Annotated in this window: 14 protein-coding genes and 1 pseudogene; 10 read left to right on the top strand and 5 right to left on the bottom strand. The window is 67.5% G+C overall.

What is annotated here, in order from left to right; translation table 11 throughout:
- Positions 1-32: 32 nt before the first annotated feature.
- A complete protein-coding gene (locus tag IEY71_RS13355; RefSeq protein WP_189085804.1) occupies positions 33-497 on the bottom strand; it encodes a DUF6993 domain-containing protein in 465 nt (154 codons plus the stop codon).
- A 186-nt stretch (positions 498-683) separates the two neighbouring features.
- Between IEY71_RS13355 and IEY71_RS13360 the strand changes: the two genes are divergently transcribed.
- Complete coding sequence (locus tag IEY71_RS13360; RefSeq protein ID WP_189085805.1) at positions 684-2,276, top strand: ABC-F family ATP-binding cassette domain-containing protein; 1,593 nt, start codon at positions 684-686, stop codon at positions 2,274-2,276.
- A gap of 78 nt (positions 2,277-2,354) precedes the next feature.
- Here IEY71_RS13360 and IEY71_RS13365 read toward each other — a convergent pair.
- Positions 2,355-3,149, bottom strand: a pseudogene (locus tag IEY71_RS13365) (EamA family transporter); the annotation flags it as partial.
- A 72-nt stretch (positions 3,150-3,221) separates the two neighbouring features.
- Between IEY71_RS13365 and IEY71_RS13370 the strand changes: the two are divergent.
- The 7 genes from IEY71_RS13370 (at position 3,222) to IEY71_RS13400 (ending at position 11,946) form a co-directional block, all read left to right on the top strand.
- On the top strand, positions 3,222-4,181 hold the full coding sequence (locus IEY71_RS13370; RefSeq protein WP_189085806.1) for a LysR family transcriptional regulator: 960 nt from the start codon (positions 3,222-3,224) through the stop codon (positions 4,179-4,181).
- Positions 4,182-4,748: 567 nt separating this feature from the next.
- Positions 4,749-4,892 carry a hypothetical protein gene (locus IEY71_RS13375; RefSeq protein WP_189085807.1) on the top strand — a complete coding sequence of 48 codons (144 nt, stop codon included), beginning with the start codon at positions 4,749-4,751 and terminating at the stop codon, positions 4,890-4,892.
- 8 nt (positions 4,893-4,900) lie between these two features.
- Positions 4,901-5,338, top strand: a complete 438-nt coding sequence (locus tag IEY71_RS13380; protein ID WP_189085808.1) for an HIT family protein — start codon at positions 4,901-4,903, stop codon at positions 5,336-5,338.
- Between the two features lie 469 nt (positions 5,339-5,807).
- The gene (locus IEY71_RS13385) at positions 5,808-6,296 is read left to right on the top strand and encodes a TIR domain-containing protein (RefSeq protein ID WP_229781736.1); all 489 of its coding nucleotides are present in this window, start codon (positions 5,808-5,810) and stop codon (positions 6,294-6,296) included.
- A gap of 13 nt (positions 6,297-6,309) precedes the next feature.
- A complete protein-coding gene (locus tag IEY71_RS13390; RefSeq protein ID WP_189085809.1) occupies positions 6,310-6,786 on the top strand; it encodes a hypothetical protein in 477 nt (158 codons plus the stop codon).
- Positions 6,787-7,255: 469 nt separating this feature from the next.
- Entirely contained in the window at positions 7,256-9,898 is a 2,643-nt protein-coding gene (locus tag IEY71_RS13395; protein WP_189085810.1) for an ATP-dependent Clp protease ATP-binding subunit, read from the top strand.
- Between the two features lie 122 nt (positions 9,899-10,020).
- The gene (locus tag IEY71_RS13400) at positions 10,021-11,946 is read left to right on the top strand and encodes a restriction endonuclease (protein WP_189085811.1); all 1,926 of its coding nucleotides are present in this window, start codon (positions 10,021-10,023) and stop codon (positions 11,944-11,946) included.
- A 70-nt stretch (positions 11,947-12,016) separates the two neighbouring features.
- Here the strand turns inward: IEY71_RS13400 and IEY71_RS13405 are convergent, their stop codons facing one another.
- Complete coding sequence (locus IEY71_RS13405) at positions 12,017-12,238, bottom strand: DUF2283 domain-containing protein (RefSeq protein ID WP_189085812.1); 222 nt, start codon at positions 12,236-12,238, stop codon at positions 12,017-12,019.
- A gap of 119 nt (positions 12,239-12,357) precedes the next feature.
- On the opposite strand from IEY71_RS13405, the gene IEY71_RS13410 reads away from it, so the two are divergent.
- Positions 12,358-12,732, top strand: coding sequence for a hypothetical protein (locus tag IEY71_RS13410; protein ID WP_189085813.1), 375 nt, complete (start codon positions 12,358-12,360; stop codon positions 12,730-12,732).
- Positions 12,733-12,741: 9 nt separating this feature from the next.
- On the opposite strand, the gene IEY71_RS13415 is transcribed toward IEY71_RS13410, so the two are convergent.
- Both IEY71_RS13415 and IEY71_RS13420 read right to left on the bottom strand, forming a co-directional pair.
- Entirely contained in the window at positions 12,742-12,948 is a 207-nt protein-coding gene (locus IEY71_RS13415) for a DUF2188 domain-containing protein (protein WP_189085814.1), read from the bottom strand.
- 80 nt (positions 12,949-13,028) lie between these two features.
- Positions 13,029-13,655 (bottom strand): TetR/AcrR family transcriptional regulator, encoded by a 627-nt coding sequence (locus IEY71_RS13420; protein WP_189085815.1) that lies wholly within the window; start codon positions 13,653-13,655, stop codon positions 13,029-13,031.
- Positions 13,656-13,725: 70 nt separating this feature from the next.
- Between IEY71_RS13420 and IEY71_RS13425 the strand changes: the two genes are divergently transcribed.
- On the top strand, positions 13,726-14,555 hold an 830-nt coding region (locus IEY71_RS13425; RefSeq protein ID WP_189085816.1), incomplete at its 3' end, for an amidase.

Consider the following 14,555-nt stretch of genomic DNA (forward strand, 5'->3'; position numbering starts at 1 on the left):
GAGTGTCCGCTGGTTCCATGTCGCGGCGGGATTCATGGTGCGACCTTATCCGGTCTGTTCCGGGTCTCGGACGGTGGGGCCACCAGACAACGGCCGCCCACGAGCGGTGCCTCGGCGCTGAGGTACTGCCGATCGGGGTCCGTTTCGAGCGGGCGGAACTGGCCGACGAGGCATCCATCATCGAACCGCACCGCCCAGAAGTACGCATCGGCGGGCTTGCCCTCGGTGGTGAGGTCGTCCCCGAATTCGAGTCGCTCGTCGGGCGCGCCCGCGGTGCGCAGGGCATCGACGAAGTCTGACGTCGTCGGTGGCCCATCCCGCTCGATGACCCCGTGAGCGAGAGCGTCGAAGGTCTCGAGATTGCGTGTGGGCGGAGTGCTCAGGTCGAGCGCACGTGGCGTCGCCGACGGGGACGGCGGAGGAGCAGATACCGGTGTGCTCGCCGACGGGGGAGCAACGGTCGAGGTGCACCCGACGAGCAGCGTCACGGCGATCATGGATGCCGCGACGGCACGCCCTCGTTGAGGCATCCGTATCTCCTTCCGATCTGCGTTCGCGCGACCTGGAGCCTCGCACATTCCGTTGCTCGGCGTCGCCGCCCGTGCACAGGCGCGCTCGGTAGAGTCGACTGGCGGCTCGAGGCATCCGTCTCGCCGCTCCCGACCCCCGACGCGAGGACACCCGTGAGCCTGATCCGCCTGAACGACGTCAGCATGGACTACGACGGGCGACCGGTGCTCAAAGAGGCGTTCCTGAAGCTGCGCAAGGGCGACCGCGTCGGGCTCATCGGCAAGAACGGCACGGGCAAGTCGACGTTCCTCGAGATCGTGCTCGGCCGGCGCGAGCCCACGGGCGGCACGGTCGACGTGACGCAGGGCACGACGATCGGCTATTTCTCGCAGTTCTCGGAGCTCGACGGTGAGCGCAGCGTGCAGCAGACGCTGAGTGACCACTTCACCGAGGTGCACGAGACGCAGGCCCGGCTCGACGAGATCGGCGCGCAGCTCGCGGAGCCGATGGATGCCTCGGCCATGGACAAGCTGCTCACCGAGCAGGGCGCGCTGTTCGAGCGGATGGACGCCGTCGGCGGGTGGACCTACGAGACCACGATCGACACCGTGCTCACCCGGCTCGGCTTCGACGAGGAGCGCCGGCACCTCCCGGTGGACCGGCTCTCGGGCGGATGGCGCAACCGCGCCGCGCTCGCGCTGATTCTCGTGCAGGCGCCCGATGTGCTGCTCCTCGACGAGCCGACGAACTTCCTCGACCTCGACGGCGTGAAGTGGGTCGAGAACTGGTTGCAGGGCTTCGCCGGGGCGGTGCTCGTCGTGTCGCACGACCGGCAGTTCCTCGACGGCGTCGTCGACCGCATCATCGAGATCGAGAACTACCGTCTGCAGGAGTACGAGGGCGACTACTCGGCGTACGTGCACGCGAAGCAGTCCCGGCTGAAGATGCTCGAGAAGCAGTTCGCGCACGAGGAGGAGCTGCTGGCCTACGAGCAGTCCGCGGCATCCGCCCGTCGCGAAGCGGCGCGCAACCCCTCGAACGCCGTCGCGCGCCGGCTCGCCGACATCAAGAAACGGCAGGCGCCGCGCCCCATCGACCAGATCATCACCTCGATCTACGACGGGCTGAAGGTGTCGAACGACCTGCTCACCGTCGCCGGGCTGTCGAAGTCGTTCGGCGGCGCGCCCGTGTTCGACGGGCTCAGCTTCGACCTGCAGCGCGGTGACCGGGTCGCGGTGATCGGGCCGAACGGATCCGGCAAGTCGACCCTGCTCGACGTGCTCACCGGGGTGACGTCGCCCGACGCTGGCACCGTGCGCTGGGCGAAGGGCGCCCGCTTCGTGTCGTACAACCAGGTGTACGCCGAGCTCGACCTGACCGACACCGTCGGGCACGCGGTGAACGCGTACCCCGATTCGCTCGCGTTCACGGCGACGAAGAAGAGCGTGGCGCGGTTCCTCGCGATGCTGCAGTTCTCCGACGCCGACCTGCAGCAGAAGATCGGCACCCTCTCGGGCGGGCAGCGGGCGCGCGTCGCGATCGCGCAGTGCCTGCTCTCAGGAGCCGCGGTGATCGTGCTCGACGAGCCCACCAACCACCTCGACATCACCTCGACGCAGGTGATGGAGCGGGCGCTGACGCACTTCCCCGGCGCCGTCGTCGTGGTCTCGCACGACCGCTTCTTCGTCGACAAGCTCGCCGACCGGCTGCTGTCCTTCGAGGGCGACGGCCGCGTCGTCGAGAAGCCGGCGACCGGGGCGCTGTAGGCGCCGCCGCGCTGGCGCGTTCGCGATGAAGACGCCGGCGACGAGCACCGCACCGCCGACCGTCTCCCAGACGTTCGGCACCTGCCCGAGCAGCAGCGCCGCCGACGCCATCGCGACGACCGGCGCGAGCAGCACCCACGGCACCACCGAGGCGGCGCGGTTGCGCGCGAGCAGGGCGTTGAAGATCGCGTAGCCGATGAGGGTGCAGAGCCCGGCGGTGTAGAGCGTCGAGAGGATCGGTCGCCAGCCGAACGCGGCGAGGCCCGCGGCGATCGCGTCGGGCCCCTCGATGAGCGCCGACAGCCCGAGCGCCGGCAGCGGCACGACGAGCGACGACCACACCGTGAGCGACAGCGCGCCGAGGGGTTTCGCGGGGGCGACCGGTCCGGCCTTCCGCGAGATGACGTTGCCGATCGCCCACGAGAGGGCGGCGAGTAGGGCGAGCACGACGGCGAGGGCCGGGGCATCCCCGCCGCGTCCGAGTGCGACGACCCCCAGCCCGACGGTGCCGACGAGCACGCCGATCGTCTGCATCCGCGTCGGCCGCTCGCGGAGCGCGAGCGCCGCGACCACGATCGTGAGCACGACGTGCGCCTGCAGCAGCAGTGCCGCGATGCCCGGCTGCAGGCCGAGCGCCATCGAGGTGTAGAGCAGGGCGAACTGGCCGAGGCTCATGAAGAGGCCGACGCCGACGACGGTCTTCCAGCTCGCGAGCGGGCGCGGCACGACGACGACCGCGAGGGCGACGACGGCGAAGCGGATCGCGACGAAGAGCAGCGGCGGGATGCCGGTCATGCCCCAGTCGATGACGACGAAGTTGAAGCCCCACATCGTCGCCACCAGGGCGGCCAGCAGCATGTCCCGTCGCGTCATGCTTCTACTTCAGCGCGCGGAATCCGGAAACACTAGCGATGGTTTCTGTGGATGATTCGGTAGCATCTGTGCATGATCGATCTCGAAGCGGTGGTCGCGTTGCGCGCCGTGGCGACCAACGGCAGCGTCGCGGCGGCCGCCGACGCGCTCGGCTTCACGCCCTCGGCGGTGTCGCAGCAGATCAAGCGGCTCGAGCGCGGTACGCGCGTCGCGTTGCTCGAGCGGGCGGGGCGCGGCGTGGTGCTGACGGATGCCGGTCGCCAGCTCGTGACGTCATCGGCGACGGTGCTCGCCGAGCTCGAACGGATCGAGGCCGACCTGCACCTCGCGGGCGGTCCCGTCGCCGATCGTGGACCCGTCGTCGGCGAAGTGCGCATCGGCGTGTTCTCGACCGCGGTGCGCGGGCTGCTCGTCGACGTGCTGCCGAAGCTGCGGGCGGAACACCCCGAGCTGCGCGTGCCCCTGCGCGAGAGCGAGCCGTGGGAGACGATCGCGCTCGTCGCGTCGGGGCAGCGCGACCTCGGCATCGTGCACCGCTGGGGCGGCGTCGCGCTCGCGATGCCCGATCATCTGGTCGAGACGCCGCTGTTCACGGATGTCGCGGACGTGATCCTGCGCCGCGACCACCCGCTGGCCGCCGCTGCTTCGTTGACTCCGACCGACCTCGCGGGCGAGGACTGGATCGCGACCTTCGACTCGACCATCTGCCGACAGTGGCTGCGGCGGCTGTTCGACGGCGTCTCGAACGCGCCCCGCATCGTGCACGAATCGATGGAGTTCGAGAACCACCTGGAGCTCGTGCGCGCCGGACTCGGGGTTGCCCTGGTGCCGCGGATGGGGCGTCCGGCGCTGCACGACGACCTCGTCGCGATCCCGACCGCGCAGCCCGCGTCGACCAGGGGAGTGTCGGCCGTGCACCGGCGGAGTCAGGCGGACTCGCCGGCGCTGCAGGTGGTGTTGGAGGGGGTGCGGGCGGTGGCGGCTGCGCGCCTCGGTAGCTCCCGAGGTTCTCACGGAGAGAATGCCCTGTGACCTCTCCGACCCCGACGCGCACGAAATCATCGTGCGGAGGATGGCGCCGCCGCTCTTGGGCTTCAACACCTTGAAAGGGACCGGGAGCCCGACAGCTAGAACGATGACGATCGAGTCTTTGAGTAGATCGACACTCCAGAGACCGACTCGCCAAGCAAGAAAGATCCAAGCAGCGCACCACCCGAGGTACGGCGCGAGGACGCGGAGAATCGCCCGGTTCGATGCAGCAAGGGCGACGTCGGTTACGCCAGCCAAAACTGGGCGGCGGACTTTCGGAAAGACGAGGACCAGGAGGATGCCAGCCAGAATCAGGATGACCGTCGCGATTTCGCGACTGTTCGGCATTGTGACCTCCAGCGCAGTGTAAAACACTCTCGTGGCCCCTCGCCGCGCTTTGCGCGCCGGACTGCTGGCGCCCGAGAGCGAGCCGTGGCTCCGAACTCACCTGTTGCGGGCGGGCCACTAGCCGCGTTCTGCGCCATTGTCGCGGCTGCCCAAGAAACCCAGTCGCTCCCGGTACCGTGGCCCTGAGCGCACCGACTATGCACATCCGAAAAGGACTACGAAATGGCCAAGTCCGCCTTCTATAGCTTCTACTACGACCGTGACGCGTGGCGGATCAATACGGGAACGTCTGGCATGAGCCAGCTGGTGCACGCGAGCATCAAGGTCAACCTTGTCATGTGGGTGGACAAGGACTACCAGTGCTGATGAGTGGTATGCACACCGATTGCCCGTTCTGCGAGATCGTAATGAACGAGGATCCCGACGCCCGAGAGATCTACCGTGACACGGGAACAGTAGCCTTCTTCCCCACCGAGCCGGCAGTCCTCGGGCACACCATGGTCATTCCTAGGCGCCATGTGCCTGATGTGTGGGAGCTCGACGCGCACACTGCATCCCGTGTCGCCAGCACCACCCTCGTTATCGCATCGGCAATCAGGGTGGCCTTGAAGCCTGACGGGCTGAACATAATTCAGTCCAACGGCCACGCTGCAAGCCAGACGGTGATGCATCTCCACGTCCACATAGTCCCGCGGTGGGAGAACGACAGGATCGGCCGCATCTGGCCGCCCGAGAGTGACTACAGCGAAGCGCAGAAGGACGACGCTTGGGAAGCTTTGCGCGAAGCAGTACGCGGCTTCAGAACTCGGTGATTCCAACTCACAGGATCTGCCCGCAACGACGCTCACGCCGCAGTACTTGCGTGTTGACCAGGACAATATCGCGTCTGCCATCCTGAGAGTCGTGCGCGCACGTACCCGCGACCCGTCGACTAGGTCCAAGTGTTTCCGGTAGCTCGGTAGACCGATCACAAGAGCTTGGGTGCGTTTCGGCCGACTTAGATGGGTGCCGCTCCGAGCGGTCCGCCACGTGCTGCAATCACGTCGTAGATCAACTTCTTCAGGACGCGGCCAAGCTCTCGCTGCGTCAGTCTGCGGGCTCCTGTCGTTGTCCGCTCGATCGTCGGACAACTGCCGAGGTGTGGCGATGGGTGCGGAACTGGCAGGGAGAAAGGAGTAGTCCCCCCGTTTTGGGGGGCTATTTGATGAGGAAGTGTCGCGGCGTTGCCTGAGACCCTGAGTTAGTGCCGACGGTCGGCGCGATCAGTCAAAGGTGAACATGGTGCGCAAGGTCTTCTACAGCTTTCACTACAAGCGAGACTCCCAAAGGGTTTCTCAGGTTAAGAACATGGGAGTAGTTGAAGGGCAGCCAATTCTCTCGGCAAACAAGTGGGAGGAAGTCGAGGGCGGCGGAGAAGCGGCGATCAAGGAGTGGATTGCCACCGAGATGAGCGGCAAATCGTGCTTGGTGGTTCTCATTGGGGCCCAAACGGCTGGGCGGAAGTGGGTGAACTACGAGATCATTAAGGCGTGGAACGACCGCAAGGGCGTGCTCGGCATTCACATTCATAACTTGAAGAACCTCAACGGCGACCAAGACACCAAGGGGGGAAATCCATTCGGTGGGATCTCCGTGGGAGACAAGTCACTTAGTTCAATTGTGAAGACGTACGATCCGCCCTACAGCACGAGCACTTACGTCTATTCGCACATCAAGGACAACCTCGAGGCGTGGGTCGAGGATGCCATTGCCATCCGGGCGCGCTACTAGTCGAGGACTCGCGGTGGAGTCAGATCGCGTCAAACACCTGGAGCTTGTTCAAGCGGTAATCACTCGCCAGGCCGGCAACTCCTTCGTGATCAAAGGCTGGTCGCTGACGGTTTCGGCGGCCTTTTTGGCGTTCGCCGCCGATCGTGGTGACCCGCTCGTCGTGACGCTTGCATTCCTCCCGATCTTTGGTTTCGCATTTCTGGACGCGTACTTTCTTCGGCAGGAGAGGTTGTTTCGCGAACTCTACAAGGACGCGATCTCGGCGTCGCCAGCGATGCGAACCTTCGATATGGATACGTCTGGCTTTCAGGACCCTGAAGCCTTCCCTCGGTCCCGTTGGAGTTCGGTGCTTATGTCGGGCCAGTTCGTTGTTTTCCACGGCGTCATAGCACTGGTGGCGTACGGGCTACTACTTGCGACGCTTACTCCGTGCCTCGTTGAATTCATCGGGAACTTCCGCTGCGAGTTTGGCCCCCCGTTTGGAGGATGACGGTTTTCAGTGACCACATCCCGCTAATAGCATCGCTCGCCCGTTGACCGAGCAGTAAGCATGGGAAGACGATCTGGCCAACAGTCCACCCGGAGGCGATCGCGGATCATTCACCGTGGGCATCACACGTGGGCATCACAAGAGTCCGGGAGAAGCTGGCAGTGTCGGCCGGCCCAGTTCGCGGGATCTAGCGATGTGACGCTTCGAGGCGCCCAGGTATGTTCGAGGTCGTTTGGGTTGCCAGGAAGACGATCTTCTTGGTGGTGACGCGCGGGCTACCTCAGCTTCGGAGCCTACTTCGGCGACGCTACATGGCGGGTAATCACAGTTGGCTATTATCGCCTGCGTTCGCACCGCGATGGGGGGTGGATTGGTAATCGTGCGCCTCGCGCTCGATGTTAGGGGAATACTCAGCGCAGCTTCGCGTTGAACTTGAGCGAACCACACTCAACTTCAACCAGGAGGCCAGGTGCCCAACGACTTCAACGAGGCCGGCGCGAGCTCGTTCGACGAGTTCCTCGCCCGATACCTCGCGGGTGAGCAGGCCCGTCAGGCGCGGTCGATCGACCTCAGCCGGTTCCTGACGGCCCGCACCCAGAGCATTCTTCAGCAGGCGGGACGTTTCGCCCTCGAGCGCGGCCAGACCGAGCTCGACGCGCTGCACATCCTGCGCGTCATCGTCGAGGACGAGAGCGTGCAGGCGGCGATCCGTCGCGTCGGCGCGAGCCCGGAGCGCATCATCACCGCGACCGAGGCGCGCCTGCCGGCATCCGGCGACGTCCCCTTCGACGAGCTCGGTGAGCGGCGCGACGCTGCGACCATTACGCCCTCGGCCTCCCGCGCGCTGTTCCACAGCTACCAGGTGGCGCGCTCCTCTGGCGCGACGTACATCGACCCCGAGCACCTCTTCTTCGCGCTCGTGCTGGGTCAGGATGCCCCGGCCGGACAGGTACTCGCTCGCGCGGGCGTCACCGCCGAGGCCCTGACGCAGACGATGCGGGACGGGGTGGAGGATTCCCTTCGACAGGCTCAGGGGGCCGGCGATGAGGATTCCCTTCGACAGGCTCAGGGAACCAACGGGCAGGCTCAGGGAACCACGCCGACGCTCGACAAGTTCGGCATGGACCTCACCGAGCGCGCCCGCAACGGCGAGCTCGACCCCGTGATCGGCCGCGCCGACGAGATCGAGCAGACCATCGAGATCCTCTCCCGCCGCACGAAGAACAACCCCGTGCTCGTGGGCGAGGCGGGCGTCGGCAAGACCGCGATCGTCGAAGGCCTCGCGCAGGCCATCGTCGACGAGCAGGTGCCCGAAGCCCTGCTCGGCAAGCGTGTCATCGCGCTCGACCTGCCCGGCATGCTCGCCGGCACCCGCTACCGCGGTGACTTCGAGGAGCGCCTCACCAAGACGATGGAGGAGATCGCCGCCCATCGGGGCGAGCTGATCGTCTTCATCGACGAGGTGCACACCGTCGTCGGCGCCGGAGGCGCGGGCGAGGGCGGCATGGACGCAGGCAACATCCTGAAGCCGCGCCTCGCGCGCGGCGAGCTGCACCTCATCGGTGCGACCACGCTCAAGGAGTACCGCCAGATCGAGAAGGACCCCGCCCTCGAGCGCCGCTTCCAGCCGGTGCGCGTCGGCGAGCCGTCGATCGAGGACGCCGTGCGCATCCTCCACGGCCTGAAGCCCGCCTACGAGGAGCACCACGGCGTCGAGTACACGGACGACGCGCTGCGCGCCGCCGTCGAACTCGGCAGCCGCTACCTGCCCGACCGGGTGCTGCCCGACAAGGCGATCGACCTCATCGACCAGGCCGGCGCGCGACTGCGCCTCCGCCTCGGCGTGAAGACCGATGTGCCCGCGCTCATGGCGCGGCTCGCCGAGCTCGAGTCCGAGAAGAACGCCGCGGTCGCCGCCGAGCACTACGAGGAGGCATCCCGCATCCGCGACGAGATCGCGAAGGTGCAGGGGAAGCTGGATGAGGTGGGGGCGAGTTCCCTTCGACAGGCTCAGGGAACCAGCCAGGCTCAGGGGACCACGGTGGATGAGGCGCAGATCGCCGCGGTGATCTCGCGCGCCACCGGCATCCCCGTGAACCGCCTCACCGAGGGGGAGCGCGAGCGCCTCGCGACCCTCGAGGACGAGCTGCACGCCCGCGTGATCGGGCAGGACGACGCGGTCACCGCCGTCGCCAAGGCGGTGCGCCGCAACCGCACCGGCATGGGCGACGCGAAGCGGCCGGTCGGCTCGTTCCTGTTCCTCGGGCCGACGGGCGTCGGCAAGACCGAGCTCGCCCGCGCGCTCGCCGCGAACCTGTTCCCTTCGACGGGCTCAGGGGGCGAGAACGTCATCCGTTTCGACATGTCGGAGTTCGGCGAGCGGCACACCGTGTCGCGGCTCGTCGGCGCCCCTCCCGGGTACGTCGGCTACGACGAGGCGGGCCAGCTCACCGAGCGCGTGCGCCGCAACCCGTACTCGATCGTGCTGTTCGACGAGATCGAGAAGGCGCACCCCGACGTGTTCAACCTGCTGCTGCAGGTGCTCGACGACGGGCGCCTCACCGACGGGCAGGGTCGCACGGTCGACTTCCGCAACACGGTCGTCGTGATGACCTCGAACCTCGGTTCGGAGTTCCTCGCCTCGCGTTCGGGAGCGCTCGGCTTCGTCGCATCGGCGGATGCCTCGGCCAACGGATTCTCCTCGGAGAAGGACCTCCGTGACCGCGTCATGGGCAAGCTGCGCGAGGCGATGCGTCCCGAGTTCCTGAACCGCATCGACGAGATCGTGCTGTTCAAGAAGCTCACGCAGGACGAGATCGCCCGCATCGTGTCGCTCATGCTCGGCGCCACCCGCGCCCGCCTCGGCGCGCGCGAGATCGGCCTCGAGGTGACCGACGCGGCCGTCGCGTGGATGGCCGAGCACGGGTACGAGCCCGAGTTCGGGGCCCGGCCGCTGCGCCGGCTGATCCAGCGCGAGGTCGACGACCGCATCTCCGACCTGCTCGTCTCGGGCGAGCTCGGCGACGGCGGACTCGTGCGGGTGGATGCCTCGGGCGACGAGCTCGTCGTGGCATCCGCGGTTCCCGCCACCGGGATGCCGCAGGCCGCGTAACCCCATCGACCGGAACGCCCGGCCCTCCGCGGAGGGCCGGGCGTTCCGCGTGGCGGCGTGAGGAGTTTAGGTCCATCTGCGATGTCCGGAAGAATGCTCGGAACGGATGGAAAGGGAGGCCCATGACCGGAACAGGGCGCCGATCGACAGCACCAAGTCTGCCGGGCGGTGCAGACTTGCAGATTGTCCGTATCGGCGAGTATCTGGATTGGGTGGCTAACGGCACCTCATACGGCTGGCTTTCGGACGAGCAGGTGCAAGCCGATGCCCTTGTTCAGTTGCGGGGGACTGGACTGCTGGTTGCGGGTAGTCGACCTGTCCGCCTTACTACTGAAGGCGCGCAGTGGCTTGCCACGCGCGACCCGGCAGAGCTCTTCCGCGCTCTCCATGCGAACATTCTCTACTTCGGGGAAATGCTGAGTTTGCTCATCGAGAGGGAACGGCGGGTCGAAGAGCTTCTCGACGAGGCAAACACTCGGTTTCAGCTTGGCTGGCGGAGCGCGGATCAGGTCCGTCGGCGATTGGCGCTGTTGACTCAGCTCAGCCTCGTGGAGGAGGCGGGCGAACGGCGGCACCGGGGGACGCCTGCCGGGATCGCAGCCCTTGCCACAGTTGAACTACAGGATGCCGTCTCGGCTGCTCCTCGGGAACTCGAGTTGGAACTCCCTGCAATGCCGGACGAGATTCACGAGCACCTCGAATTGGCGCGAGCTGACCCTGGACGCCGCGTTGCCGCGATCGGCTATTTTCCCCAGGATCGGCTTGCATTCATTTCGTACGTGCTCCGGGTGGCATCCAACGGTGCGGATCTGGGAGAACTCACGAGCGATGCTGCCGAGCGTTTTTCAATCGCGGCGAGCTCAGCGCGCAGCGCGCTCAACACAGTCAAGCAGTTGGGGCTTATCGGATACACCGGGCGGACGGAGGTGACGACCACCCCCCTCGGGCATGCCTGGCTCGAAGTGCCTTCGGCGTTGAACTTCATCCGAATTGCGCATGCTCGCTATCAGTGCGTTGGCGAGGTTATACCGCTGTTGGCTTCGGTTGATTCGTCGGCGAGCGTCCATCGGCGGCTCACATTCGCAGGGGAGCGCGTTCCGCATCAGAGCCGAACCGCCACCGTGATCCGATGGTTCATCGAGGCTGGCGGGGTCGAGGAGATCGGAAGCCGTTATCGAGCGACGGCGTTTGGTCGCCTCATCAGTGATGAACTTCCCTTGAGTCAGATGTCAGGGCAGCCGTCAGACAGCGGTGCCCAAGTGCCCGTCCTGCCTGAAGAGAACGAGTTCCACTCGCTCGCACGAGAGCTTGTCGAGGCATCGACGGATTCGGCCGAGCCTGGACGCTTCGAGGCTGCAGCAGCGCAAGCATTCCAGCTTCTCGGCTTGCATGCGAAGCGAGTTGGAGGTCCGGGGTCGACTGATGTGGTCGTTGAGGTGAGGGCGGGGTTCGAGCTTCTCGCACGAGTAGTCGTCGACACGAAGTCTGCAGCGTCCGGAGAGGTGCAAGAGTCTGCGGTGAGCTTCAACTCCATCTCTGACCACGCCAAGAAGCACTCCGCTGATTACAAGCTTGTTGTCGGGCCCAGCTTCGGAGGGCGGCTCGCGAAGTGGGCGAGCGAACAGGGTATCGCGTTGCTCACGGCAGAGGACCTCGCGGAAATGCTCCTGAAGCACCGTGAGACGCCGTGGTCGCCCGGTGAGCTAGTCAATCTTTTTGCAGGTGGAGCTCGAGCAGAAATCGAGGCGGCGTACGAAACCTCTGAGCGGCAGCGAAGCCTCGTCGCGGCTGTTCTCGAAGAGCTCGTCCTTGAGACAGGCGAGGGAGGTGAGAGCATCACTCCGCGCGACATCTATCGTGCACTTCGGAAGCAAGCCGGTTTGTCTCCCACTGAAGGGGAGATCCGGGAGGTGCTCGAGTTCTTGGCGGCGCCAATCGTCGGCGCAGTCAGAGAGGATCGCGGCTCATTCGCATTGGTGGAGTCCCCGAGTACCACAGGGCTGAGGCTTCGTGGACTTGCTCGTGTATTCGACTCGCGAGGTAGATGACGCGTAACCTCATCGACCGGAACGCCCGGCCCTCCGCGGAAGGCCGGGCGCTCCGCTTGCGCGGGGCGATCTACGGCAGCGGCGCGTCGCGCAGCAGGGCGGGGTCGAGCGTGTGCTGCGCGCCGATGAACTCGAAGCCGAGGATGCGTCCGTTTGTATCGACATCGGCGAGCAGCATCGTGCCCCCGGCTGGCGACTCGAACTCGACGGTGTGGCTGATCGAGCCGGGAGCGATGGTGTCTCCGAGGGTGAGGTAGGCCGCGTCGGCCTCGGGGTCGTACGTGAGCTTCAACGTTGTGCCTCCCCGGTGCGTCCACATCGTAGGCAGAGGATACGCGGGCCGGGGCCGCGCCCGAACTGTGGACAACGCACCCCCGACCGCGCAGCCGCCGATTCGCCTAGCCTGAGGGCATGAACGTCGTCGGGCTCGTGGTGCTCGGCCTCGTCTTCGCGTTCGCGGCGACGATGGGCTGGCTCGAGCTTCGCGGATCGCGAAGTGAGGTGCGGGGAGCGGCACCGCGAGTGCGGGCCGACCGGGTCGAGGCGGGCCTGCGGGCGGCGGGCTTCGCCGACGACGAGGTCGCCTACGCGCTCTCCGACCTCGACCCGGAGCTCGTGCGGGTGCGGACGTCGCAGCTCGGACCCGTCGTCATCCTGGACGCGCCCGATCACGGCGTTCGCGTGCTCGGGCTGAGCAGCGCTGCGGCCGAGCGGCGGGCACGTCAGCGGATCGCTCGTCGGGCGGGCGTCGACCCGCGCGCCATCCTCTTCGACGAGCTGGACTGATCCGCCCGGCTAGTCCTCGGGCTCCTCGTCGGTGATGACGCCCGTCGGCTCCGACTCGATCACGGTGTGCGTGGTGCCGAGCAGGGCGGCGAGCTCCCGGCCCGCGGTGATCGCCTCCTCGCGGCTGGCGAAGCTCTGCGAGCGCTCGGGCTCGCCCTCGACCTCGTTCTCCCACTGCCCGCGGTTCGAACGGGTCACGACATCTCCCTGTCCCATCCCGGCACGCTCCCTCCCGGCTGACGACGCCGACGCGGCTGCGCCCGCGCTCGCGACGATACGCTCCGCCTGCTCGCGTGTCACGGGGCTGCGCCCGCTCCGCCCCGCACGAGCGTCGCGTCGAGGCCGGCGATGATCGCGTCGATGCCGCGGTCGAACATGGCGAGGTCGCGGAGCGCGGCGACGCCGTCGGCCTCGGTTGCGGCCGTCTCGCGGCTGCGCGCCCAGACGACGAGGAACCCCGAGGCGTAGCCGTCGACGATGCCGAGGATCTCCCGCGCCGCCCCCGGGCCGAGGCCCGCGGCTTCGAGCCGGGCGATGGTCGCCAGCAGGTGCGGGGCGACGGGCGCCGTGCCGTACGGCGCGAGGGCGAGCAGCTCGAAGGAGCGGGGGAGGGCGACCGCGAGATCGCGGTACGCGCCGAGCGTGCGGCGCACGAGTTCGCGCCAGTCGGCGGTCGGGCTCGTCGCCGCGTCGTCGCCGAGCCCGAGGCGCTCGATGAGCTGCTCGACGATGGCGTCGACGAGGTCGTCGCGGCTGCGCACGTGCGTGTAGAGGCTCATCGGGGCGAAGCCGAGCTCGCTCGCGAGCCGGCGCATCGTCAGGGCGTCGAGGCCGTCGCGTTCGATCAGCTCGATGGCTGCGGCGGCCAGCTCGCGGCGGCTCAGCACCGGGCGGGCGGCGGGCGCCTCTTGACGGGACGGCATGGATGCAAGAGTATCGTCCGTACACTGTACGGAGCCGTACGTTGTACGGCCGCGCGAAGGGCACGCACCGATGGACCTGCACCACCTCACCGCCACCGAGGCATCCGAGCGGTTCCGCCGCCGCGAACTCTCCCCGGTCGAACTGCTCGACGCGGTGCTCGAGCGCACCGCCGCCGTCGAGCCGACGATCAACGCGGTCACCGAGCAGTGGATCGACGAGGCCCGCGCCGCGGCCCTCGCCTCTGAGGCCCGTTTCGCGGCGGCTGCTGCGGGCACCGGCGACGGGGCACCGCTCGGCGCGCTCGAGGGCATCCCGCTCATGCTGAAGGACGAGCAGCCGATCGCCGGGCGCCTGCTCGAGGACGGCTGCCTGCTCGAGCGGGGCAACCTCGCCGAGGAGACGCATCCGATCGTCGAGCGCATCCAGGCGGCCGGGGCGGTCGTGCACGCCCGCACGACGACCCCCGAGTACTGCTGCGCCCCCGTCACGCACTCCAAGCTCTGGGGCGTCACCCGCAACCCGTGGAACCCCGACTACACGCCGGGCGGCTCCTCCGGCGGCTCCGGCGCCGTGCTCGCCGCCGGGGCGACGCTGCTCGCCACGGGCTCCGACATCGGCGGGTCCATCCGCATCCCCGCCTCCTTCTGCGGCGTCGTCGGCTACAAGCCGCCGTTCGGCCGCGTGCCCGGCATGGCGCCCTTCAACTCCGACACGTACTGCGCCGACGGGCCGATGGGCCGCAGCGTCGCCGACGTCGCCCTGCTGCAGAACGTGCTCGCAGGTCCGTGGGTCGGCGACGCCGCCTCGCTGCGCGAGATCGCCGAGGTCTCCGGCCGCGTCGGCTCCCTCGACGGCGTGCGCGTCGCCCTCTGCCTCGAACTCGGCGGCTACGACGTCGA

Origin of the sequence: Agromyces mediolanus (genome assembly GCF_014648575.1) — a bacterium.
Lineage (GTDB): Bacteria > Actinomycetota > Actinomycetes > Actinomycetales > Microbacteriaceae > Agromyces > Agromyces mediolanus.